The organism is Paenibacillus nasutitermitis (genome assembly GCF_014641075.1).
Taxonomy (GTDB): Bacteria; Bacillota; Bacilli; order Paenibacillales; family Paenibacillaceae; genus Paenibacillus_Z; species Paenibacillus_Z nasutitermitis.
The window spans coordinates 513,631-538,044 of record NZ_BMHP01000002.1; the positions used below are offsets into that span (position 1 = coordinate 513,631).

Below are 24,414 nucleotides of genomic sequence, written 5' to 3' on the forward strand. Positions count from 1 at the left end.
CCGGCGCCTAATGGCGGGGAGCTTCTTGTATGTGCGGACTTCCGGCCAGCCTGCGGCTTCCGGCAATCCGTTCCAGCATTCTTCCGCCATATAACCGGTCCAGCTTTAATTCTGGCATATGTATATATCCGATATAACAGTCGCAGCAAGACATCCTGCAGGCCCTCTGCTGTGACAATCCCTCCAGACCTTCGCGGTACAGATGCCCGATTATCTGACGGTCCTTATAGCAGCGCTTGACAAGCCCCGCACCCTGTACATAGAATACGTCATAACCTGTTTTGCAGGCTTTTCCCGCGCTTTCGTAATCCATCCGGTTATACTCAAAATACGGATCAATTCCTTTAAGAAAAATAAGATCCTCCTCCGAGTAATAATCCGGCTTATCCTTGAAAGCATTCACCCACAGATAGATATCCGGAGAGATGGACCTTCGCAATGAGGATATCGCCTCGAAGGCGCTCTTCACTCCTACCGCACCGATACTATGCGCGATACCGCGCCGGTGCAGCTCCCTGGACTGCCGGGTGAACCGGCTCTCTGACGTTTGTCCGGGATGATAGGTCGCCCAGAACGCCGCCTTCAGCGGATTGAGCTTCTCCGTCCAATCCAGCCTCGCAGACAGATTCGTCTGGATGGCTACCTTCTCGACATGCTCCATTTGCGACAGCTCAATCACTGCCTCGCGGTACCAGGTGTGCGTCAGTCCTTCGCCATAAGGATTGAAGAATATCGAAAGGTGATGTCCGTCTGTCTTTTGATTCCGGACCCACTCCACAAAAGTCTCCACCTGGCTGCGGTCCTTCGCGAGTGTGTGCGCATTATCGATATTCTTGCTGAATGGACAATAGGGGCAATCATAATTGCAGGAGGTGAGGCTGCCCCGGAAATACAATGTCGCTCTCATGCCAGAACGTATCCTTCCATCCGCTGCCGCACCGCGGAAGAGATCAGCCAGTCCCCAATTGCATCGGAGTAGCCGAGCCCTTCTTCAGTCAGCCTGAGTAAACCATCCTGAAGATGTCCCAATCCGCTATCCAGCAGCAATGAAAGCTCCGGGTGGTCCTCCAGCACATCGCTTCCAAAACGCCGGGTATATTCACTTGCCAGCAGCCCTTCCGTATGCAAAATCGCCTTTAAAAGAAAACGCCGCTTCTGCTCGTGCTTGCTGAGCACGAACCCGTAATCGGCTGTATCGTAACGCTGCGCGCCCACATAATCGGCAATAATGCTGGCTGTCGCGCTTCGGCTGACCCCGTAGCGTGAAGCGTAATGGACATTCCTTGTGTAGGAGCGGGCACCGCAGCCAAGGCCGACCATCCCCTCTTCCTGACAGCCGTAGGGGAGGAGCTTCTTCCCGATGAACGCATCGCTGCGCGCAAACCGGCGCATCGAATATTGCGTGTAGCCCTTAGCAAGCAGACAGCTCCGTGCTGCTTCATAATAGGCTAATCGGTTGTCCACGCCGCTTTCTCTAATCTGTTCCGGTTTGACGATTGTATGCTCCCTTGTATAAAGCGGGTAAATAAATATTTCTTCCGGCTGGAATGACACCGCACAACGCAAAGAATACTGCCAGGATTCAAGGGTTTGACCCGGCAAACCGTAGATCAGGTCGAGATTGAGAATCGGAAAACGGTATTGTTTCAACAGCTCCGCAGCCCGTCCGGCTTGCGTGGGCATTTGCGGCCTATAGATGGCGGCGGCTTCAGCTTCCACGAAGCTTTGGACCCCCATGCTCACGCGGTCAACCCCATGCTCCTTCAGAATATGAAGCCGCTCCTCAGTTACTGTTTCAGGCGAGGTTTCCACGGAGATTGAAGCTTGATCGGGTTGTAGCCCCATTGTTTGCTCCGCAATATGAAACAACCGTTCCAGCAGTTCCGGAGCAAGCAGTGTAGGTGTCCCCCCGCCGATAGCAAACCTTGCAAATGGCTTATGCGAAACGAAGGGAGCCCACTGCCGGGCCTGGCGCTCCAGCGCATCCACATATTGTTCATGTGCCGACTGGCGTTTGTCCGGAAGGGTGAACAGATTGCAGAAGCCGCAGCGGGCGCCGCAGAACGGAATATGCATATAAAGAAAAAAAGTCTCTGCCGGCTCATCCCGCCAAAGCTCCGAAAGCAATACGGGTTGGTCAAGCTCGCTATATGCGGTTTTATGGGGATAGGAATACAGATAAGAACGGTAGGGATCCGCTGTCAATTGCTCCTTCCAGCTGCGGACGAAGCCGGGATCATTTGTAAGGGTCGCGCCGGAATCAGGCGAATCTAACAGCATCCGCAATCACAACCTTTCCGAATATAAATCTAAAGGAAAAACTCACGATAAGGCACATTCCAGACTACCTCGTGAGCCAATCGGTGACCTTCATAGCCGCCTTCGCCATAAGCTGTGCCATGATCGGAGAATATCAGACAAAATACAGGCCGCTTACGGGTACGAAGCACCTCGAACAAACGGCCCAGCTGCCCGTCCACATATCGCAATGCCGCCCGCTGTGTCTCCAGCGAATCGCGTTTGGTTCCGGGAATATAATAATGATTTGGGCCGTGAATAGCCGATACATTCATAAACAGAAATAACCGCTCCTCCGGCAAACTCCGTTCAAGCAGCTTCAGGGCATGATTGACCTGATGCTCCGTTGAACGGGGATTGGTAACCCCGAAGTTCATCCGCCAGTAGCTTTCCTGGAAAAAACCGGGCAGAACGCGGGCCAGCGGCACTTTTTTGGAGAAGAATATCACTCCACCGATACAGATCGTCCGATAGCCTTCAGCTGCGAGCCCCGAGACAATATCAGGCGTGTCGAACAACCAGGTATGGGGATGAGTCCCAAATCCCGTATTCTTAGAGTGAAACAGCCGGATATGACTGGATTTATCGCTATCTGCGGGGGTAGGCAAAAACCCTCCAAAGAAGGCATGATGGGCCGCATATGTGAAGCTGCCTGGTGTATGGCGCTTCTCCCACGGACCGCTGCCGCATAGATGCGGGCAGTTCTCCTGTTCCAATACCGCGGCATCGTATCGCAGCGTATCGAGCGTGATCATGAGAATGTCATGAGTGCCTACAACCGCCTTCATATCCGTCATTAGAATTCATCCCCGACGGCAACCGCCATAGCCTCTTGCGTCCCGCTCCCCATCTCCCATTCATAGGGATCAACACCCTGATAGAGCACATTGTAGAGCAGATCGCCGAATGGATTGACATCAACCACATAAGGCTTCATCGATCCGCTGCTGAGCACAACATCAACGCCGGCAATACTGGAGCGGGAGAATGCCTTCAAAGCGGATTCGGCACATTCCCTGACCGCTTCCTTCGTGGTCGCGGACAAGCCCAGCTCATCTGGCGACATCCGGACGCTGCGCAAATGCAGGTTCGTAATCGGCGTACGACTGACACGGCCGACGCAATGACAGGCAGCGCCTGCAACTACCAACTGGCGCAAATCAAAGGTTCTGTCCCCGTAGGCGGCTTTGGCCACCCACTGCTCGACATGAGCGCCATGGCTGAGCAGCCAGTTCACAATCAGCCGGATCGTTGGTGTATCGGTATAACGCCTGAGCTTGAGCGCATTGTAGAACTGCGGCGGACGGGAAATAAAATGATCGACACCGATTGTCGTGATCGCCAGCTCTTCGCCGGTCGTGGGATTAATCTGGTAGGCCATTATGCCGCAGGCTCCAGAACCGGCAGCCAGCTTGACAAATACCCGATGCATCCTTTTGCGGCACATCGTCTCATGCAGTGTCCAGTAATCAGGCAGAGCTTCCGGAATTTCCAGCTGCCGCGGCACGGAAACGCCGGCAGCGGTAAGCACCCGGTGGGTATGGCGTTTGTCGAACATTCCGGCAATATCCGCAGGCGCATTCGTCCACTGCACATCCGGACAGATTTGCTCGCTTTCTTGCTCCACCTTAGCCAGCAGGCGCGTAAATCCGCGGAACCATTGGGCCGGATGATAAAGCCGGCCACGCTGTTCTTTCAGCGCCAGTGCCGATTTTTCTGATAAAGGATAGGGATCGTTTCTTCCCGGAACGGGAAGCAGCCGGTCGTCGGCCCTTGCTTTGTCTACGTCAGGGGCACCCAGAGCGATCAGCGCCCGCTCAACCTCAAAATCTTCGCCCGGAGCATCGATTCGCACAAGTGGGGGTGCTTGTGTATCAATCCGGACCTCCTTGAATGATTCTTCAAGCTGGGTGGTGCCCTGGATCAGATCCAGATAAGGGACAAGGACGGCAGGGGGAAGTTGCAGCCGCCTTCTGGCCTCCTGCAGAGAAGCCGTCCGGCGGTTGCCCGGGTTGCCGATCAGAATCATCGACCGCATGGTTATTCCGTCAAAGCAGGATAACGATAATCTTCATCATCGTCCAGATCCTGCTGCTCGCTGGTGTCCACATTCAACCCCGTCTGTCCCCAGCGTTTGATCATATCGTCACTCATGTAATGATAACTCAAATCAAGTTTTTGCAGTTTTTTTACCCGGTCGCTGTTCATCAGCGCTTCCGCTCCCGTATCGGTAAGAGTCCCCATCGAGAGATCCAAAGTATGCAATTGATCCAGGATTGGCGAATTGGCTGCTGCTATCGCAATATCATCCTGGATTTCACTGTTTTTCAAGCCCAGATACGTCAGCTTGGGGAACCGGCCTGCATCCATTAGTGGAAGCACATCCCCGATCCCGCCGTCAAAACCGTAGTCTTCCACACCCAAATAAAGCTCCAGCCTGGACAGTGACGGAAATTGGCAGTTTTTTATGCTTGCCAGCACAGTTTTGCCCAAGCCGCCGCAAATAATGACCAGCTCTTCAAGCTTGTCATGGCGGATAGGATCAAGCTGAAGATCCGTGCTGCCTTTAATAGTAAGCGAAGTCAGCTCAGGGTATGCGTCCAGTACGGGTGAAATATTAGATTGCATGATCCAGGAAACCTCACATTCATCAAAGCTCATATCGCCGATAAACAGTTTGCGCAGTGCAGGAAAGCGCTCATTGAGCCGGACCAGCGTGTTCACAATGGCACTGGAATCATTCTCATATGCGCCTCCCCATTCACCTATAATTAGACTGGCCAGCTCCTGGCTTTCGGGACTTTCAGCGAGTTTTTCAATCAAATCTTCCATCTTCTGACCCGCTTCATACTGGTCGTAATCAATACTGAGCTTTACTTCGGACATGGGGACTCCTCCTGAGAGTTTCTAATAATAACGTGGATCGCCAGGATAATGCGCATCATTGCTTGGCAGCAATGCAATAACAACAAAAACTCCCTGAAAAGGATATCAGTAACTTATGTATCGGGTTCAATTTCAACCCCAAAATAGCTATAGCGTCTGCCCTTGCAGCATGTAAAGAATCTGAGCGCAGAAAACTACTTGTTATTCACCATATTTTTCATCTTTTGAAACCATTAAATAAAAAAACCGCAGCAGCATGGCAGCAATCTTCTTATGGATTGGCAAGTCGGCATTGACATCCGGGTTTTTCCACAAAGCGATGTTGGAGGCGTAAACAAATAAAGACGCTTCCGGGACCACGATTTTCAGTGGCGAAGGAAGCGTCTATTCCAAAGCTATTTCCGGACTTTCCCTCGTCTTTTCTCGTCAGCCGCCGGATCGGGCTGCAAGCTTCGCTCCATCGAGCAGTTGATGGAACATCCATTCATTGTTAATGACCGGATCACCGTCCAGTTTAAGCTGGTGATACAGAGCATTTCTCATCTCCTTGATGAGAGGAGCCGATGCCGGGTTCCCGATCTGATTCACCAACTCGCCGGGGTCGGATGACAAATCATATAATTCATCCACATCCGTCAGATTCCAAATATATTTCCAGTTCTCCGTTCGAATCATCCGCTGGGTGTAGAGTCCGAACTGCTGGCCGTTATAGGTGGCAACAATAGAATTCCGCCAATGCTCCGGCTCTTGTTCTCCACGGAGAAGCGGTGCCAGTGAGCGTCCCTGCAATCGGTCGGATTCATCGGTATTCAAGCCCGTCAAATCAATCAGTGTCGGCGCCATATCAAGCAGGTTATAAACAAACCGGTTTTCGGAGCGCCCTGTTTGATTTCGCCCGGGCAGCCGAATGGCAAGCGGTACGCGGATAACATCGTCATAAAGAATATAATGTTTATCCATCATACCGTGGGAGCCGCACATATCCCCGTGGTCGGCAGTGAAAATAACGATCGTATTCGTATCCATCGTATCCAGCGCATTCAGGATCTGGCCGACTGCCTCGTCCAGCTGGCTGATGATGCCGTAATATCTGGCTACAATCGGTGCCCAGTCCGCCCAGGTGTAATGCTCCACACCCCAATTCAATAGCTGCTGCTGCTGAATATAGGGCTTTCCTTGAAACTTGTCCCGGAAGCCTTCCCACTCGGGAATGTCCTCCGGATCATAAAGCCCGGCAAATCTCCCCGATGGTCGGCATGGCAAATGCGGCTCCGGAAAATGAACCGCCATATGCCAGGGCTTGCCTCCGGCATCCAGCTTCTTCAACGTACCGATCGCCTGCCGGGCCATCCAGTGCGTTTGCGAATCTTCAAGCGGAACCGGATCGGTTTCTCCGAAATAACCGTTCGTATACTGAATATCCGGATAACGCTCTTTCTGGAAGGCCCGATAGTCGGCTTCGCTTATATAAGAATCGTAACCGAAAGCAGTCGCATCATAATCGGGGTTGACTCCCCATTTGCCGATATACGCGGTTTGATAGCCATGATCCGCGAGCAGTTTGGACCATGTGAACTGCTCCGGCTGAAGCGAGCCTACGGGAAGAAAAGCATTATAGTTCCACAAGGCGCCAAAGGTCTCGGGACGTCTTCCGTGCAGCAGGGATTGCCGGGCCGGACAGCATAACGGCACATGCGAATAAGCCTGATGGAAGACTGTGCTTTGTGCGGCAAGCCGGTCAAGATGAGGTGTCTGCACCGGGTATCGACCGCTGAAGCCTACGCAGTCATAACGCAGTTGATCCGCGGTAATCAACAGCACATTAGGTGAACGTGTTTGCATATGAGGTTTCATCAGCCCCTCTCGATCTTAGAGCATACTAACGCTGCGTATAGGTTTCGCCGATTCCAGCACCAGTTCGATATTGACTGGGCGAGCAGCCTACATGCCGGAGAAACAGCCGGTTGAAGAACGATTGATCCTCATATCCTACGGTAGTGGCCACATTGATAACCTTATCATCGGTCTCCAGCAGCAGATGCTTGGCTCGTTCCATGCGAATCTCATGGAGAACGTCAAAAACGCTGCGGTTGAATTCCTCCCGCATAAGCCGGTTCAGCTGCCGCGTGCTGACATTAAACAAACCGGATAAGGACTGCAGCGTTATTTTCTTCTCGTAGCTTCTTTCCAGATAACCGTATATCCGCCGTGCCGTCATCTCCCGCTCCATCTGGCGGGGAGAAGGATGAACACGCTGCTGCTGCATCAGCGAATAATAACGGGAGAGCAGGATCAGAAGCTCAATCATTTGCAAACGGATCAGCATCGTATGCCCGGACACGCGGCTAGCAAGCTCGCGGATCATGCTGTCCAGCAGCGTTTGGACGGAATCGGCCTCCTGACCATGGAGATTCAGACGGTGATTGAACCTCACGTCATGCTTCAGGAACGGATGCACATAGAAAAAGTCCATTGAACCGGTAATTTCAAGTTCGCTAAGAAGTGTATCGGAAATAAAGGACGGCATGAACAGGCAGTTGATAATCTCGATTTGCTCGTTGTCCTCAACATCATACGCATGGATTTCTCCAGGGTTGATAATAAATACATCCCCCGCATGAAGCTCATACGGAGACCCTTGGAAGATATGCAAGCCTCTGCCCCGGACGACATAAACAAGCTCGACAAACTCATGGCCATGCTCGGAGATCGAGCCCTGCACGGTCCGTTTAATCCAGAACGGAAATTCATCCTTCATATAATTATTTCTGCTCAGAATATCCTGCACGCCTCTATTCACCCTTTGCAAAAGACTCCGATTTGAACGATCGTGATTTGCTTGGATCTTACGGATTGCTGCAAGCCTGCGGCAACCGTAAAGCCCGCTTCTTCAACGAGAATGTTTGATTGCGCTATCGAACCTCTCCCGCTGCGGATTCTCGTACCACTCATCCCAGGTCATCGATGCCGACCTCAGAATCTGCTCGATTCTTTTCCGGAAAGGCAGTCCGGCTTCCTGAAGTTGACGCGTCATGGGATCCGCTCTTCCCGCCAGTTTGCGTTCAACCCATTCATTCAGCTGGACTTCAAAGCTCTCCGCAAGCTCCGGAAGCGCCTCCGCGAGATTAACCGTTTCCTCCGGATCCTCAAGGAGATCATACAGCTCTCTTGGCGGACGTGTGAAAGGTCCGGAATCGTAGGTTCGGATAAACTTGTAGCGCTGCGTCCGAATCGCTCTTGCCGCCTGCCATGCGCATTCGCTCAAGAGCAGCGTATCATTGGTGCCATCCGCATCTCCGGTTATCGACGGCCATAAGCTGATCCCGTCCAGACCTGAGGGAAAAACAAGCTTGGATGGATCAATGCCTGCGATCCCTTCCTTGCACGCAGCCTCCAGAACGGTGGGCAGCAAATCGACCTGTTGCACGAGGCCGGAAACTCGTCGGCCAGCGGGAATTCTTCCTGGCCAGCGTATAATCATGGGAACATGTACCGTAGGCTCATATAAGCCGCAGTGATCCCAGTAAATGTCATGCTCAGTCAGACTTTCCCCATGATCGCCAAACAGGATGATCATGGTTTCCTCTTGGATTCCCAGTTTTTCCAGATGATCGTCCAGTTCCTTCAACCGGTCATCGAGATAACGGATTTCCGCATCATATAAAGCATCATAATAATCGCTGTCTGTAACCTCGCCGACCAGATCATAATGATGATGTTTGAAAAAAGGATACGCTGGATGATTATACGCACCTTCCATGCTTTTGTTTCGTGGATCGAAAGGATCCTTCCCGGCTTCATAAAACTCCGGCACATAAGAATCGGGTGGCAGATAAGGCGTATGCGCATCCCAATAATGCAGGAACAGAAAGAAATTCTCATCTTGGTGCTGTTCAATCCAAGGCATCGCCAGTTCATTGACCGTGCGGCCGTCAATCCAGCGGTTGCCGCCGACGCTGTTCATATAATAACGGTAGCCGCGGGCAAACCATTCCTTGAGCTGATACAGATTATCCACTGCCGATGTGGTAAAGCCGGCTGAACGCAGCATCGATGGCAGCCATTCGGTTGATTTGGGCAAATGCGTCAGCTCTGATCCGTGAGATACAACACCTGTCGTCAAGCCAATTTTGCCGGTAAAAATCCCGGTGTGCGCGACCTCGGTCGGTATATCCGCCGCAAAAGCCTTCTCGAACAGGACGCCCTCGCGCGCGATCCGGTCCAAATGCGGACTTGTGGCTTTAGAGTAGCCGTAGCAGCTAAGCCGCGAGGCGCGAAGCGTATCCAGCGAAATCATAATTATTTTCATCTTCGGTCCTAATCCCTCCGAGAAGTTGACTTCTCAAGTGGTGAGACATGGCCGAGCCATGCCAGTATGGTTTCTCCATTTTGCTCCAGAGTCGCGGTGGATGTACATAGGGTAATATCCGGATTGCTCGGTTCGTCGTAGGCATCCGTTATGCCAGTAAATTGCGAAATCGCGCCGCTTCTGGCTTTGGCATACAATCCCTTGACATCCCTCATCTCGCACACATGCAGCGGACATTTCACGTAAATTTCCACATAGCCGGGCAGCTGAGCCTTGGCATGCTCTCTCATTTCCTTGTAAGGCGTGATGGCGGATACCAGCACATCCACACCGTTGCGCGACAGCAGCTTGGCGAGATAGGTGATCCGTTTAATATTCTCGAGACGTTCCTCACGGCTGAAGCCAAGTCCCTTGCAAATCGTATCACGAAGCTCATCGCCGTCAAGCAGCTCCACCTGTCGTCCCTGCTCCTTCAGCTTGTGCACCATATAAGTCGCAGTCGTTGTTTTTCCGGCTCCGGATAGACCGGTAAACCATAATACGGAGCCATGCTCCCTTGTCATGTTCAATTCCCTCCACATGTCCTGTACTATATCTTTGCCGCAACCTCTACAGGAGTTCCGCCCAGCTGGTGTGAACGAATAGCAGCTTCAATCACTTCCTGCGCAGCGAGCGCATCCGCCCCGGAAGCTGTCATCTCTTCCGGCTTAACGTCTGACTGAATTTCCTCGATGAAGCGGTTAATGCGATGCTCAAAGGTATCATCAAAGCCTTTCATTCCGCCGAACAAGGAGTTGCGGACAACCGTCAGCTCATCGGAATGATGCGGATAATACGTCATGCTTTCATATACGTTGTCGATCACGATCCGGCCCTGATGTCCGGCCACCTCGCAGAACTCAATAGGGTGACGCATGGACATATCGTAGCTCCCCGTCAAATGGCCAACCGCCCCGCTTTCGAATTCCATATTAATCGAGACAGTGGACCAGGAAGTGCGTCCCGGTGCTTTGGTCATAAAAGCCTGCACCCGTTTGATATCCCCGGCAAAATACCGCATGACATCAATGGAATGCGGGTGGAGGGCCCTCATATGCAGCCATTCCGTATCCTCCTGCGGATTTTGAATCGTCAGTCTCATATTCAGAAACAGCAAAGAGCCCAGCTTCCCTTCCTCAACCAGTGCCTTGGCCTTGTATGCCGCTGGAGTGAAACGGTGATTGAGATTGCAGGCAAGGCGTACCCCTTTCTCTCTTGCAAAAGACACCATTTTCCGCGCTTCTTCGATGTTGTTGGATAACGGTTTTTCCACGAAAACATTCTTGCCTGCTTCGATGGCGATCATGGCCGGTTCAAAGTGATGACTGCCTTTCTCCACGCCCGCCGTTGCAACAATTACGGTATCAATCGTTTCCTGGCTGAGCAGCTTCCGCAAATCGGTGTAGTGAGGAACTCCATGCTCGCGTCCCGCAGCCTCTGCCCGCTCCGGCATCAAATCGCAGACGGCCGCAAGCTCGGTGCCTGGATGATTCCGGTAAGCGCGGCAGTGAATTTTCCCGATATTGTTGACGCCTACAACAGCAACTCTGATCATAGCAGTCCCTTCCTTCCAAACTTGCTTGCTGAAAAAATCATCGGTCTTGATGGCGAACAGACTAATTGCTTCATTTGCCCGCGCGAGCCTTTGAGTGAAAATCCGGGATGTCTTCGGTGCTGGATCTTCTAACCCTATAAAGGAGAAAATTCTGCACCGAAGATAATTCTTTTCAGTTGACTGCTAGTGGATGATCCCGGTGTCCTTGTTTTGAAAAAAGCTTGTGCTCCTAGAAACGGTTAACGTCAGCTCCGCCGGAATTCATCGTATATTTATGCCTTTTGCTTGTCCTTGGCTTCTTCTTTATCTGAAGAATCCTCTTTTGCTTTCTTTTCCTTTTTGGATTTCCCTTTACCTTTTTTGCTTTTAGCCGTTTCTTCCTCTTCTTTCTCCTGAAGTGAACGGGCATTCACGATATTACCGATGTAAAGCGAATCATAAGCCTCCTGGGAGGACTTGAACGTCTTGCCCTGTCCATGCCAGTTCAGGTTGGTATAAATCGGATTGGTCCGGTTTACTTCCTTCTCGCGTTTGGCAATATAATCATGCATCCGTTTCTGCAGAAAAGCAACGACTTCAGGCTCGCGTTCGGCCACGTTCTCATTCTCCTGCGGGTCCTGTATGAGGTTGTACAGCTCTACTTCGGGTTTGAAATGGAAGTCCGGCTCCAGCGCGCAAATCAGCTTCCACTCGGGAGTACGCCATCCATGCTTGCGCATCCAGGTACACTCGGTAATGTAAAATTCACTGACGCGTTTGGCATCTTCGCCCTGGATCAACCCCGTGAGACTTTGTCCATAGAACGTTGAATCCGTCTTGATCTCAAGCAGATCCAGTACCGTCGGCATAATATCGGAGATCAGGCTCACATTTGAAACCCTTTTGCCGGCCGGCACCCGTCCAGGAAATTTAATAATCAGCGGAACAACCAGCGTACAGTCATACAGTCCGTGATGATCGAAATAACAATCATGCTCATATAGTGTTTCCCCATGATCGGATGTAATGACAATCAGGGTTTCTTCCTCGATTCCCAGCGCTTCGAGCTTGGTGAACAAGGTTTGAATAGCCGCATCCATATAAGCAATGGCGCCGTCGTATTGTGCTCCCACATACTGCTCGTCGGTAACGCCTTCGGGAATCCAGGATTTCAGGAAATTAGCAAATGGCTTGAAGTCATAGACCGGCTCCATGGAACGGTTGTTTGCGTCCTTCTCGTCATTTCCGTAGAACATGCGCTCAAACGGAACCGGCGGCAAATAAGGCGAATGCGGGTCCATATGTCTGAGAAAGAGCAGGAACGGTTTGTCATCTGCAGCAAGACGCTCCAGCTCCGGTACGGCCACTTTATTGAGATTTTCCGCTTTAGGCGTACGTCCGCTCTCGTCGGGGACCCAGGATTCATAGTCGAGATAATTTTGAAAACCGCGTGATGACGGATTGCCGGTGAAGCCGATGCAGGTTGTATTGTAGCCGTTCTCGCCGAGCGTCTCGGCCAGCGTTTTCACATGTCCACCGAGCGGCCCTTCATGACGAAGCGCGACAACATCGGTTCCGAACACGTCCATGCCCGTAAGCATGGAAGCATAAGCCGGAGTCGTCGGGATGCTCGGGCTGAAATGCTGCTCGAACAATGCGCCATCAGCCGCAACACGGTCAAGAAAAGGCGTTGTCAGGCGCGGGTAGCCGTATGAGCTCATATGGTCGCGCCGCAGACTATCGATACCGAAAATAACCACATTCGGTTTTTTTGCTGTCATTGAATGAAACCCTCCTAAAAGTTTTTGCGGGGCTCTGCCTGATAAGCCGGGGGTCCCGGCTTCATCAAGCAAAAGCTCGCTTCGTAAGCATAATCCAAGTTTTTGCGGGGCTCTGCCCGATAAGCCGGATTCCTGGCTTCATCAAGCAAAAACTCGCTTCGTAAGCATAATCCATGTTTTTGCGGGGCTCTGCCCGATAAGCCGGGGGTCCCGGCTTCATCAAGCAAAAGCTCGCTATTTATGCGATATTTGGTGCGCAGTGCGCCTTTATTACAAAATGGTTGAATCAGCGTCCGCCCAGCTTCTTCAGGCAGGCGTTCAAATAGCCGTAGGACTCGGCAGCTACAATCGATACCTGATCGATCGTATGGTCTGGACCTGCGCCAATGACTTCCAGCACGACTGGACCGTCGTACCCGCCGTCAACCATCGCCTTGCAGTAGCCGAACAAATCGATGTCCCCGCGTCCGCAGGCCTGAAGCTCAATCGGTCCAGGTCCTTGCTCGCGGCCTTTGCAATCGCGTATGTGTACATGCTTCACCCGGCCGAGCACGGCAGGGAGCGCCTCTTCGGCATTTTCACCGGAGCGGTGGATATGGCTCGGGTCCATATCGATGCCAAATGCCGATGAAGAGATTGCATCCATAGCAGCAAGCGTTGTCGGCGTATTGTCGATGGCGTTGCCGACATGGGCCTTCACGCACAAGGTAACGCCGTAAGAAGCGGCTTTCTCCGAAAGCTGAGTCAGCTTCTCGATGGAGACGGCCAAATCCTCCTTGCTGCCGGTCTTGCCGCCAGGTCCGACATTGATGATCGGAATTCCTATCGCCGCACCGGCTTCGAAGGCCAGTGTCAATCTCTCCTCGTCCAAGGAAGCGACCTCCATGGACAGGAACTTCAGTCCGTTTTCTTTCACGATGGCTTGAAGCTCATCCTTCTGCTCCTGCCAGCGGCTGAGGTCCAGATGCTCGCACATGCCCTGGATAGCCGATATTTCAACGCCGTCATAGCCGCAGCGCGCAATTGCGGCAGCTGCCTCAGCGAAGCTGAACGATTTGAAGAGAACTGAGTTTACACCTAATTTAATCATAACTTGTTAAACACTCCTTCAGTAATATATGGATGATGGGCAATTCTATTTCATGAACAACGGATCTCCGTGAAGCGGCGGCAGCGGATGAGGACGAACAACCTCTCCCCCACGCTCATAGGATTCAATAACGGCAAACGTGTATTCCAGAACGGCAAGCGCGTCTCTTCCGTTGGCGCGAAGCTCTTCAAACGGTACGCGGTTGGACACATCCTCCAGGAAGGCATGCAGCCGGTTATTGAACGTGCGGTTGAAATCGTTCGTGCCGTAGTCGGTCACGATAGCTTCAGGCTGAATGCTGATGGCAGGAATGCCCTTCTCTGCTTTCCAGTAAGAAAGCTTCTCGACACAGTTCTCGATGCAGAACGTGCCGCGCGATCCTGCCACTTCCAGACTCCACCAGCCGCCAAGACCGTATACGGCATCGCCCCGCTGACTGAGCAAATAACCGACGCCGCCGTTAGCGAATTTCATATGAATGCTATTGATCGACACCATAACGTCTCCCGCGCTGCGGCGGAAGCCCGGACGGTCGGAGAAGGTCTGAATATGGGTGATATCTCCGCAGAAATGGCGCATGACACTGAGCGGATGGGTCAGGAACGCTTTCATATGGAAATAAGGATGATCCTTGATCTTCGGCGATCCAGCAGGCGCGTAATTCAGATCGCCACCGTTGAAGCCCATTTTGGCCATACAATAGACCAATTCGCCGATATCGCCGCTATCCATATATTCTTTGGCTTTCTCAGCCGGGGGCGTGAAATAGTGGTTCAGGTTGCAGCCTAGATATACCTTCTGCTTCTCGGCGAATGCAACCAGCTCCCTGCCTTCGCGGATATCGTGGCAAAGCGGTTTCTCCACAAGCACATGCTTGCCGTAGCCGACCGCTTCCATTGCCGGCTCGAAATGCCAGCTTCCGTTGTCGATGCCGCCTGTTGTAATATCGATCACTTCGATATCCGGCTCATTCTCTACCATATCCTTCAGACTGTAATAAGCCTTTACACCGTATTTCTCGGCAGCAGCGTCCGCCCGCTCCTTCACCACATCGCACACTGCGACCAGATCGGCCAGGTCATCCTCTCCATAACATGCGGCGTGATTGTTGCCAATACCGTTCATTCCTACAATCCCAATTTTTACAGCCATTATTTAATTGCCTCCTATAAATTCATTATTGATTCCAGAATCCGGTATTCATCAGCTCGAAGTTCTACACATCCTGTATGGCCGAATCGTCCAATGCTACACGCCGGCCTTCCCGTGAGGACACGTAAGTTGCGAGAACCATCCGCAAGGAGGTGATCCCCTCCTCGGCTGTTGCAAGCGGAGCCCGCTCGCCCCGGATAAATTCAGCCAAAGGCTGGGCCAGCCCGCGGATCCGGTACCCGTGATTGTCAGGGGACGGAATATCGCTTTCGATCCAAATGCCCGCTTCGGCGCTGTAGCGTTTCAAACCTGCGGCACTACCTGCTTTGGTCACATTGCAACTGGTCGCATCGCCGTAGTTTTGAATAATAGTGCCTTTCTCGCAAATAATCTCCGTCGTATTTTCCGCCGCTGTACAGGTAAACGAACAGCTGACCTCGGCAATCGGGCCGCCGGGATAACGAAAAATAGCAATCCCGTTGTCATTGGGTATACGCGGATTATATAAAGACTCCATCTCAGCGGTGACCGTCTCAGGAGTTCCCAGCAGCCAATGGATAAAATCGATCGGATGCGACGAATCGTCCGCCCAAATGTCGCGGTTATGGGCAGGATCGACATGCCAGCTGTTGGCGAAATCCGCATTCAGCCCCATTGGAAGCCCATGCCGGCGGCGGACCATAAACACTCGGCCAAGCTCCCCGCTGTGAAGCCACTGCTTCATCAGCAGATTTTGCGGATCGACCCGCATTTGCCAAGCCAGCGTGAAAGGCACTGCGTACCTGGCCACCGCATCCGCGATGCGCTGTGCTTCTTCCATAGTCAGCGCAATCGGCTTCTGCAGCACGATCGCCTTACCGGCCGCTGCCGCGAGCTCCGCGAGTTCGGCATGCTTCGAGGTTTCCGAAGCGATCACCACCGCCTGAATATCGTCCCGTTTTAATAGATCATCCACATTCGTATCAGTATCGATTCCAAATGCTTCTTTTGCCGTGTCCAGCCTGGCGGAATCATGATCCCAACCCGCCAGGACACGGATTCCGTATTCTTCCTTTTTCCATTCCTCGCAGTAAGCATTGACATGCCCGTGAGCAAATCCGAGAATCCCTACACCAATCGGTTTGATCCTGCATCGCCTCCTTGAATCAATCATGGATGTGAAAACGGTTTCTAGTACTCATATTAATCAACCTTTCATCAAAAATCTTGGCTGATCGGGACAATAGCTACTGCGATCGGGACCATTTGAAGGATTCAGAGCTGTTTTCCATGATGATTTACCCTTTTACGGCACCGGCCGTCATGCCTGCGACTATTTTCTTGTTAAAGAAAATGAACAAAATCAGCGGCGGAATGGAAATCAGCACAATATCGGCAAACAACAGATTCCATGAAGAAGTAAAACGGCTCGTAAAATTGTAAAGCGTCAATTGTACCGTCGCATTGGAAGCCCCGGGAAAGAAATAGAGCGGATTTACGAAATCATTGAACACATTAATGGAAGTCAGCACCACAACCGTCGAAGTTACGGGCTTCAGCAGCGGAAAGATGATATGAAAAAACAACCGGATTCCGCCGCAGCCGTCAATAAAAGCGCTTTCGTCAATTTCCTTGGGCAATGTCGCCACAAACGCTTTGTACAAAATAGCCGAGAAAGGAAAATGAAGCGCGACCTCAACAAGCGTAATGCCGATGAGGGTTTTGAACAACCCGATCGAGTTCAGCACCCAGATCGTCGGCACGATTGCGGGTGGAATCATCAGACCGGCAAGCACGATAAAATTCAGCAGCGACGAACCCCTGCCTCCTTCTCTGCGCTGCAGAACAAATCCGGCCATGGCGCTGACAAATACGAGGATCACAATCGAAAGCACGGTAAGCAGGGTACTATTATAGAAGGCACGAAGCAGCATATTATCCGCAGCCGTCAGCACAGCCTTGTAATTGCTGAAGATTTCAAAGGTTTTGGGCCAGGACATGGACATCAGCGCCGCGTCCTGCTGATTTTTGAAGGAATTGATAATTACAAAATAAAACGGTACCCAGAATATTATGGTGGTTGCAACTACGGCTACAAAGCCGACGGAAATCCGTTTTGTTTGCCCGCTCATAAGTCTACCTCGCTTTTGGTCAAAAACTTGTATAAAGGAAACGCCAGCAGCGATACCCCGATGAAGAGGATGACATTCCCCGCTGTCGCCAGGCCGTAGAAACCCGCCTGGTATTGTTTGTAGATGATGGAAGCAATCAGGTCGGTTGTGAAGCCTGGCCCTCCTTTGGTCATGGCCCAGATCAAATCGAAGGTCCGCAGGCCCCCGATGAAAGCCAGAATGATGACGGAATTCATCGCCGGACGCGACAACGGCAGCGTGATATGGCGGAAAGCCGAAAAATCGTTTCCTCCGTCAATCTTAAGGGCTTCATAATACACCTGGGGAATGGCCGTTATTCCGGCAATGAAGATAACGGTTGAAATGCCGACTCCCTTCCATACATCAACCAGCGCGACTGACAAAAGCGCAATATGCGTATTCCCGAGCCAATCCGGACCGGGAATGCCTAATACGCTCAGCGCTACATTGATAATGCCCTGCGAGGGATGCATCATCGTGGAGAAGGTAATGCCGACGGCGATGGTGCTGAGTAGCGTCGGGAAAAAGATAACGGAGCGCAAATAGTTTTTGGCTATAATCCGCGAGGTCAGGAAAGCGCCAAACAAAAGGCCGAAAACCACCTTCAAGCCGCATGTGACAACAGCAAAAATAAGCGTGTTGCGAAAGCCGATGCTGAGCGCCGTTTCGGAGAAGAAGGTGATATAGTTGTCCATTCCGATAAATTCCCATTTCGTCAGCGTCCACCTTGTCGTACTGAAGAAGAAGGACAATACCGTCGGGAGCAGGTAGAAAGTGAAATAGATCACTCCGGCAGGAACCAGAAAAAACAGATACGAATACATCCTCTTGGATGCTGGATTCATCATGCATTCATCCTTTCGCTTGCATTTGTGAACATGTCGGAGCCCCCGCAATTGAACAAACAGCCCTGCAGCACAAGGTGCAGGGCGTTATTTGTTTATCGCATCCTCAATTACCAGCCGGGAAGCGCCAGCTGCTGGGCCTGCTTCTCGACATCTTTATCGTAATCCTTAGCTCCCTGCGCAGCTGTGTTGATGCCGCTGCCTACCGCTACCGTAATATTTTCCAGATTCGGCCCTTTGACTGGAGACAGGAACTCCAGAGCGGGCGCTGTTTTGCCTTCGTCAAAATAAGTCTGCATCTGTTTCACGCCCGCATAAGCATCTTCAGGAAGGTCGATGCCGGAAATGACATAGGGCCCCGATGCCTTAAGCTTGGCGGACAATACCTTCTGGCCTTCAGGCGAAAGGAAATACTCCGTCCATTTCTTGGCGGCATCCAGCTTCTTGCTGTCTTTATTCAGGTAGAGGGCGCTTGGCATCCAGACCGTCAGGCCATTGATGTCCGCGCTGTCGCTCGGTTCCGGAAATACGCCGATATCATCGATTTTGTCGGGAAAGTTTTGATATATCGCATCAAGCGCCGATGAGAGCATCGGATATTGAACGCCTGTTCCTTCAGCGAGCATCTTGAGACCCGCGTCATACGTGGTAGCCAGAAAATCCTTGTTCATATAACCTTTCTTGTAGACATCCTCGATTTTCTCGAACCCTCTGAGCGCGGCCGGTGTAGTCGCATATTTGGCTTTATTGGCCGTATAGTCAGCTGCGAAAGAAGCGTTCTGCGACTGCACATTGTAGTAATCGCCCAGAATAAGCAGCTGCGAGGTCCAGGTGTCCTTGTAGGTGGCGATAACCGCTGTTTTGCCCGCCGCCTTGATTTTCTCATTGTTGGCCATAAATTCATCCCATGTACGTGGAATTTCCAGTCCAAGCTCGGCATATACCTTCTTGTTGTAAAGAATGGCTCCGACATTCGTGGTGCCGACCGGAACGCCGAATACTTTGCCGTTTGCCGTTACCGTAGCTTTGAAGGAATCCAGGACATTCGTCATAAAAGACTCGCCGCTCAAGTCCACGAAGTTATCCTCCGGGCTCAGCGCCTGCAGCAGTGATCCTGAATTATACACAAGCATATCATCCATATCGCCGGTTGCCAGACGGGTTTTGACCAGATTATCGCCTTCCGTGCCGTCCGGTTTGATATCGAATTCAATAGCGATATTCAATTTCTTCTCGGCTTCGGCTGCTACAACCTTCAGCGCTTCAAGCGTAGTGCCCGTATTGCCGACCATCAGCGTCAAGGTGACCTTCTCTGCGGGCTTATCCGTCTGTCCGCCCTCCGCCGCATTCGTTCCGGCTGGCTTGCCTCCATCCGGATTATCATTCTTCGCCGTATTGCCGCTTGTTCCACAGCCCGTCGTGATGATGAACATAAGCATGATGCAGGTTACAAAAATGGTCATGGCACTTCTTGTTTTTTGCATGCCTTTCAAGTCCTCCCTTTTTGTATGCGCATTCATTTTGAATGGCGGTCCGAAGACCTAAGATTGCCCAGGGACCCGGGTTTCCCTGCAGCTGGCATCGGCGCGCCTTTCTGGTGCATATCCGGCGGCTACCTAAGCCTTTGAACTTAGTTTATCGGAGAGTACACGGTGCCGCCTACCTGTAGTTTGGCTATTTTGGGAGGGTAATTTTGCTTTTCAGCCTTATTTCGTCCGTTTGGCATATGCTTGCGGCGTCTCGCCAACGATTTTTTTGAACAGATGGCTGAAATGCTTCGCATCCTCATAACCGACCAGGCTGCTCACATCCGACAGCCGCTCCATTCCTTCCGTAAGCAGAATCTTCGCCTTGCCGATCCGGTAATGGATCAGATAATCGGAGAACGTTCCGCCGGTCTGGCTTTTAAAAAGCTTGGACAGATAACCCAGGCTGACGTGATGGTCAGCGGCAAACTGCTGCAGGCAAATATTATGCTGATAATTGCTGTGAATCCACTGCATAAGCAGCGGAATCAAGTTTTTCGGTTTCATGTCCTTGTTTTCCCGGCTGGGATAAAGCTTCATGATTTTGGCGCACAGCCATTCCGTCAGCTCCTCATAGCTCGCGAGTCCGTTGAGACTGGTATAATGATCGTCGTGCGCCTGGCCCAGATCCATGCGGCCCTGCTGCGAAGACAGCCATTTGTATTGCAGCGAATAAAGCACGTCGCGGACAAAAGCCTGGATCTGCCGCAAGGTGATCTCCTTGCGCTTGAGCTCCTGGGCAATTTTTTGGATCATTTCCGTTCCCCTGCGAAGGTCTCCCTGACCGAAATGTGTTTCCATGATGCGCACCTTATCCCAAATTCCGCCGATATCCACGTCGGTTGTTTTGGCGTCGGGAGCGATGAGGGTTGGCATGCCCAGCCGCATATGATCTTCCAGCTTCCGGGTTAAGAAGCTGAACCGCTTGTTTATCTTTTCATGCTCGTTTTTAAAGGCATAACTCATCTGCACCCGCTCATCCATGCGCTGAAATAACGAGATCAGATTCGATTCCATGCCGCATTTTGCGGAATCGGCAGTCACCGGCACCAGAATGATTTTGCGCCGGGAATCCAGGTCCAGACAATGGATATCCTGCTCCTGTACGGAGCCGTAGACCAGCCGGCTTCTCAGCTCCAAGTTGCTGATCCCGGTATCCTGCCACCCCCGCGAAGCTTCCCAGTTCCCCAGCAGCAGCAGAGCCATCAAATACTTGCGCTCATAAAAAGAGGCGGCCAGATCCGCATCCGCGGTGCCTGATCCGAACAGCATTTGCGTGATGGACCAGTTGGTCCGCTCTTCCAGCTGCTTGTGGTCGCTGCGGATTCCGTTCAACGCTTTGTCGATGCTGGTATACAGGACATCCTTCCGGACCGGCTTGAGCAAGTAGTCGGTCACGCCCATTTTCACGCCCTGCCGGGCATATTCAAATTCATCATGAACGCTCAGAATAATCCCTTTAATCGACGGATCTGTTTTGTTCAGCTCGCTGATCAGCTCCAGGCCGTCCATGCCCGGCATATTGATATCGGTCAGCACCAAATGCGGTTTTGTGCGGGCTGCGGCGGTTAAGGCGTCTTCCCCGTTCTCGAATGCAAATATGCGGTGCTCCTGCTCATAACATTGAAACAAAGTCTTAAGTTCCGCCAGTGCCCAGCGTTCATCCTCCACCAGAAATATATTCATGCGTATCCCTTCCTTTTCCGTCTGCAGGTAGCAGGTATGGAATTTCCAGTTTCACGGTCGTCCCTTCGCCTGGTATGCTCATGAGTCCGATCCCGTAAGGCTCGCCATAAAATAATTGGATCCGCTGCTGAATGTTCTGCAGGCCGATTCCACGCGTTTCCTGATCAACTCCCGTGGACAGGATGGGAGCTCGCAGCTGGCTTCTGAGCTCCTGCTGCTTCTGCCCGTCGATCCCCCTGCCGTTGTCCGTTACTTCAATCAGCAGAATGCCCTGCGTGCAGCGCACCCTGAGACCGATTACGCCCCCGGATTTCTTTTTGCCCAATCCATGGATAATCGCATTCTCGATCAGCGGCTGAATGGTCAGCTTCAAAATCGAAGCCTGCAGCAGCTCCTCCGGAATATCGCTTTGCAGCTCGAATCGGTCAAAAAAGCGGTGCTTCTGGATATTCATATAACAGCGGATATGCTCCAGTTCATCCTCCAGCGCCACGGGGTGCTGCAAATTTTTCATGCTGTATTGAAACAGCTCTGCCAGCGATTCCGACATTTCCGCCACTTCCTCAATCCCTTTAACGCGGCTGATGGATTTCATAATATTTAAGGTATTGTACAGAAAATGCGGATTGATCTGGGCTTGCAGGGCGGATAATTGCGCATCCTTCTCTGCCAGTCGGGATTGATACGCCTCATTGATCAAACGCGATATGCTGCCTAGCATATCATTGTAAATCCGGCTCAACCGGCCGATTTCATTATTGCCCTTTACTTCCATCCGCTGGGAGAAATCGCCCTGCTCCACCCGGTTCATCTTCTTCATCAGATTATGCAGCGGTATGGTGATGTGGTGGGACAGTATATAGGAAACCACCGCGATCAGCAGGACGGCCGCAAGCCCGACCAGAATCAGGATCAGCTGCGTTCGTTTGATCTGGGCCAGCAAATATTCATTGGGAATCAGAACGACCGTGTTCCACCCCGTATATGCGGAACGCTCGCTGCTGTACAGATATTTCGCTCCGTTCCATGTCAATTCCGAGGATTTTCCCTTCTTGAGCATCGGCATGCTCAATGCCGGAAGCGTACCGGCCGTCAATTCATGCCTGTTGTCATAGACGACCCGCCCCTCGTCGCTTAGAATGAATACCCGCATATTCTTCTCCATCTCGTTGTTATCCGACTGGACCAGCATATCTTCGAATACGTTCACATTAATATTGATTTTCATAAAAGCGATCGGCGTCCGCGACGGAATACGGTTGATGCTGCGGACAAACGAGATCACTTTGGGTGAATCGGCATGGGAAACATCCTCAAGCGCAGTAGGCAAAAGCAGGAATTTGCTGCGGTAATCATAGGCTTTTCCCGTATACCAGGCTTCTCCCTCCAGCGAATCCGTCAGCTTCGGTCCGCTTGATCGCGATACATAGTAGGCATATTTGTCCAGCGTGAACAAATAAATGCTCTGCACCTTCGGCTGGGGATGTATCAAGGTGTACAGCCGGCTGGACAGGCTGAGCTCTATTTGGTTCTGTTCCACCGCATTGTCAGTCTCATAATGGTCGAGCAGATTGCGCTGAACGAGCGGATCGCCAAAAATGGTCACCGACATCGCCTCCATTTCATGGATGTACAGCTCAACCGTGCGGCTGAACTGCTTCGTTATGGTGCTGGACAAAGCATAGGTCTGGTCTTTGGTATCGTTTACATTTTTAACATACAGAATCGTGCATGCCAGAAGGACCGTAAGCAGAAAAACAACTGAAAAAGCAACGAACATTTTGGTCTTCAGCAGCATGTCATTCCAGTACCGCATTCCACTATCAACTCTTCCGGTGATTGTCGTGATCGTATTATACATCAACTTTTGTCATTTGACTGTACGAAGAAACAGCCATACACCCCAGTTCCCGTTAAACGTAAAAGAGATCCTTATAAGCGAATAAACGCCTAAAGGATCTCCATTGCTGCCGTTAAATCTCATTGCGTTACATGTAAATCAGCCCTGCCGCAAACCGCCCTTAGGCTACCTTTCGGATTGTGCGATTTCCTGCAAATATACCGGCCGGTTCTCCTCCATCGACCGGTACGACGCAAACATCATCTGCATCGTAATCAGATTGTCCTGCACACTGTTCTCCGGCTCGCGGTTGTCTTCGATGGCGCTCAGCAGCTCGCCCATCGTCCCCATAAATGCATGAGGAAACCACAGGCCTTCAAGCGAGGGACTGAATAAACGGCCTGGTTCCAATTGGTTGCTGTAATAGCTGACCGTATCGCCCTGGCCGTGCGGGTAATTGTACAGCGCGCCGTTCGTTCCTTTGACGATCCCGTCGGTTCCCTCGAACCGGAACGAAGCGTACCAGTCGTCCTCAGGCATCGCGTTATTATGATTATCATGAATAAGACCCCTGGCATCGCCGGGAAATTTAATGTGAATCATTGTCCTGGTTTCACCGATGACCTTTTGACCGGGATAACGCGCACCATCCGCATAAATATATTCCGGTACCATCCCCATAGCGCTGCGGATGGAGTCCAGATAATGAATGCTATGATACATCACTTCCAGCCTTTCAAGCTCTGCGATCCATGGCCAAATCTCCCAGGGTGTAAGGACGTTGACTTGTATGGTCGCCTGCAGCGGAGTCCCGATCAGATTCCGCTTGATCAAATCACGGGAAGCGCCGATTCCCGGAGACCAGCGCATCTGCTGGTTGGAAGCCGCTTTAATGCCCGCACTCGCGCACAGGTCGACAATCTCGGCTGCTTCCTGGTAGGATTCAGCTAGCGGCTTCTGGCAGAGCAAATGTTTGCCGCTTTGCGCAACTTGCCGAACGATATCCAATTGATAATTGGCAGGAACGGCAACATCCACGACATGAACATCGCGATCCCGCAGAAGCTGATCCAGGCTGTCGTAAATCTTTGCGATCCCGAAGCGTTCTGCCGCTTCGGCCGCGCGGCTGCGATTACGGTCATAAATCCCGACTATGCGAAAGCCTGCCAACTGATAGGCCGGCAAATGGGCATTGACGACAATGTCACCTGCCCCGATGATGCCGATCCCAAGCTCCCGTCCGCGCGGCAGCTTCGGCTTGTAATTCAGCTCTATTCCTTCTGATGATAGCGTCAT

20 protein-coding genes are annotated in these 24,414 nt (G+C 51.8%); all 20 read right to left on the reverse strand.

Annotation, left to right across the window (positions count from 1 at the left end):
• Positions 1–7: 7 nt before the first annotated feature.
• A complete protein-coding gene (locus IEY46_RS12370; protein WP_188992313.1) occupies positions 8–907 on the reverse strand; it encodes an STM4011 family radical SAM protein in 900 nt (299 codons plus the stop codon).
• Positions 904–2,280, reverse strand: coding sequence for an STM4012 family radical SAM protein (locus IEY46_RS12375; RefSeq protein ID WP_188992314.1), 1,377 nt, complete (start codon positions 2,278–2,280; stop codon positions 904–906). The genes IEY46_RS12370 and IEY46_RS12375 overlap by 4 nt, the downstream gene beginning before the upstream one ends.
• A 29-nt stretch (positions 2,281–2,309) precedes the next feature.
• Positions 2,310–3,095 (reverse strand): STM4013/SEN3800 family hydrolase, encoded by a 786-nt coding sequence (locus tag IEY46_RS12380; RefSeq protein WP_188992315.1) that lies wholly within the window; start codon positions 3,093–3,095, stop codon positions 2,310–2,312.
• The gene (locus tag IEY46_RS12385) at positions 3,095–4,336 is read right to left on the reverse strand and encodes an STM4014 family protein (protein WP_188992316.1); all 1,242 of its coding nucleotides are present in this window, start codon (positions 4,334–4,336) and stop codon (positions 3,095–3,097) included. The genes IEY46_RS12380 and IEY46_RS12385 overlap by 1 nt, the downstream gene beginning before the upstream one ends.
• Before the next feature lie 2 nt (positions 4,337–4,338).
• Complete coding sequence (locus IEY46_RS12390; RefSeq protein ID WP_188992317.1) at positions 4,339–5,184, reverse strand: STM4015 family protein; 846 nt, start codon at positions 5,182–5,184, stop codon at positions 4,339–4,341.
• 426 nt (positions 5,185–5,610) lie between these two features.
• Positions 5,611–7,026: a sulfatase family protein gene (locus IEY46_RS12400; RefSeq protein WP_188992319.1), complete on the reverse strand. Its 1,416-nt coding sequence runs from the start codon at positions 7,024–7,026 to the stop codon at positions 5,611–5,613.
• Positions 7,027–7,063: 37 nt separating this feature from the next.
• Entirely contained in the window at positions 7,064–7,984 is a 921-nt protein-coding gene (locus IEY46_RS12405; RefSeq protein ID WP_229750267.1) for an AraC family transcriptional regulator, read from the reverse strand.
• 90 nt (positions 7,985–8,074) lie between these two features.
• Positions 8,075–9,493, reverse strand: coding sequence for a sulfatase family protein (locus IEY46_RS12410; protein ID WP_188992321.1), 1,419 nt, complete (start codon positions 9,491–9,493; stop codon positions 8,075–8,077).
• Between the two features lie 8 nt (positions 9,494–9,501).
• A complete protein-coding gene (cysC, locus tag IEY46_RS12415) occupies positions 9,502–10,056 on the reverse strand; it encodes an adenylyl-sulfate kinase (protein ID WP_188992322.1) in 555 nt (184 codons plus the stop codon).
• Positions 10,057–10,082: 26 nt separating this feature from the next.
• On the reverse strand, positions 10,083–11,087 hold the full coding sequence (locus IEY46_RS12420) for a Gfo/Idh/MocA family protein (protein ID WP_188992323.1): 1,005 nt from the start codon (positions 11,085–11,087) through the stop codon (positions 10,083–10,085).
• Between the two features lie 272 nt (positions 11,088–11,359).
• On the reverse strand, positions 11,360–12,847 hold the full coding sequence (locus IEY46_RS12425; protein ID WP_188992324.1) for a sulfatase family protein: 1,488 nt from the start codon (positions 12,845–12,847) through the stop codon (positions 11,360–11,362).
• 286 nt (positions 12,848–13,133) lie between these two features.
• On the reverse strand, positions 13,134–13,937 hold the full coding sequence (locus tag IEY46_RS12430) for a sugar phosphate isomerase/epimerase family protein (RefSeq protein ID WP_188992325.1): 804 nt from the start codon (positions 13,935–13,937) through the stop codon (positions 13,134–13,136).
• 45 nt (positions 13,938–13,982) lie between these two features.
• On the reverse strand, positions 13,983–15,089 hold the full coding sequence (locus tag IEY46_RS12435; protein WP_188992326.1) for a Gfo/Idh/MocA family protein: 1,107 nt from the start codon (positions 15,087–15,089) through the stop codon (positions 13,983–13,985).
• A 64-nt stretch (positions 15,090–15,153) separates the two neighbouring features.
• Entirely contained in the window at positions 15,154–16,242 is a 1,089-nt protein-coding gene (locus tag IEY46_RS12440; protein ID WP_188992327.1) for a Gfo/Idh/MocA family protein, read from the reverse strand.
• 124 nt (positions 16,243–16,366) lie between these two features.
• On the reverse strand, positions 16,367–17,200 hold the full coding sequence (locus tag IEY46_RS12445; RefSeq protein ID WP_188992328.1) for a carbohydrate ABC transporter permease: 834 nt from the start codon (positions 17,198–17,200) through the stop codon (positions 16,367–16,369).
• Positions 17,197–18,066, reverse strand: a complete 870-nt coding sequence (locus IEY46_RS12450; RefSeq protein WP_188992329.1) for a carbohydrate ABC transporter permease — start codon at positions 18,064–18,066, stop codon at positions 17,197–17,199. Before IEY46_RS12450 ends, IEY46_RS12445 begins: the two co-directional genes overlap by 4 nt.
• A gap of 110 nt (positions 18,067–18,176) precedes the next feature.
• Positions 18,177–19,550, reverse strand: a complete 1,374-nt coding sequence (locus IEY46_RS12455) for an ABC transporter substrate-binding protein (protein ID WP_188992330.1) — start codon at positions 19,548–19,550, stop codon at positions 18,177–18,179.
• A 222-nt stretch (positions 19,551–19,772) separates the two neighbouring features.
• The gene (locus IEY46_RS12460) at positions 19,773–21,278 is read right to left on the reverse strand and encodes a response regulator transcription factor (RefSeq protein WP_188992331.1); all 1,506 of its coding nucleotides are present in this window, start codon (positions 21,276–21,278) and stop codon (positions 19,773–19,775) included.
• Entirely contained in the window at positions 21,253–23,094 is a 1,842-nt protein-coding gene (locus IEY46_RS12465) for a sensor histidine kinase (RefSeq protein ID WP_229750268.1), read from the reverse strand. Before IEY46_RS12465 ends, IEY46_RS12460 begins: the two co-directional genes overlap by 26 nt.
• 210 nt (positions 23,095–23,304) lie before the next feature.
• Complete coding sequence (locus IEY46_RS12470; RefSeq protein ID WP_188992333.1) at positions 23,305–24,414, reverse strand: Gfo/Idh/MocA family protein; 1,110 nt, start codon at positions 24,412–24,414, stop codon at positions 23,305–23,307.